The organism is Methylobacterium sp. WL116, assembly GCF_008039455.1.
Lineage (GTDB): Bacteria > Pseudomonadota > Alphaproteobacteria > Rhizobiales > Beijerinckiaceae > Methylobacterium.
In genome coordinates, this window is sequence record NZ_VRUV01000983.1 from 1 (window position 1) to 817 (window position 817).

Annotated in this window: 1 protein-coding gene; it reads left to right on the top strand. The window is 74.8% G+C overall.

The features are described from left to right. On the top strand, nt 1–744 hold a 744-nt coding region (rocF, locus tag FV223_RS28920), incomplete at its 5' end, for an arginase (protein WP_147730034.1). Between the last annotated feature and the right edge of the window lie 73 nt (nt 745–817).

The following is an 817-nucleotide window of genomic DNA, read 5'->3' on the forward strand; positions in this document are numbered from 1 at the left end:
GCCTGGACCCGGGTGCTCGCCCGCCAGGTCGAGGCCGCCCTCGACGCGGGCGACCTGCCCGTGGTCGTCGGCGGGGATCACAGCCTGTCGCTCGGGACCGTCGAGGGGGCGATGCGCCACTGCGCGCGGACCGGCCGGCCGCTCTTCGTGCTCTGGCTCGACGCGCATGCCGACTTCAACACCCCGGAGACCTCGCCTTCGGGGAACCTGCACGGCATGCCGCTGGCGGCGCTCTGCGGCGAGCCGGGCCTGTCCGACCTGTTCGCCGACCCCGACCGCCCGGCCCTCGACCCGACCCGCGTCCACCTGTTCGGCCTGCGCTCGATCGATGCCGGCGAGCGGGCCCTCGTGGCCGCGCGCAACGTCGAGGTCACCGACATGCGCCACATCGACGAGTTCGGCGTCGTGGCGCCGCTCCGGCGCAGCCTGGAGCGGGTCGCCGAGGCCTCGGGCCACCTCCATGTCAGCTTCGACATCGACTTCCTCGATCCCGGCCTCGCGCCGGCCGTCGGCACCACGGTGCCCGGCGGGGCGACGTTCCGCGAGGCGCACCTGATCATGGAGATGCTGCACGATTCCGGCCTCGTCGGCTCGCTCGACGTGGTCGAGCTCAACCCGTTCCTGGACGAGCGCGGCCGCAGCGCCCGCGTGCTGGTGGAACTGGTCGCGAGCCTGTTCGGCCGCCGCATCCTCGACCGCCCGACCCCGATCGCCGCCGTGCCTGCGCCCGCGACGCGCGGATGAGCGACCGGCTCGCCGTTTCGGACCGGACCGACGCCGTCTCGCCCGAGACCGCGCCGGCGCGCCAGCGCTCGGT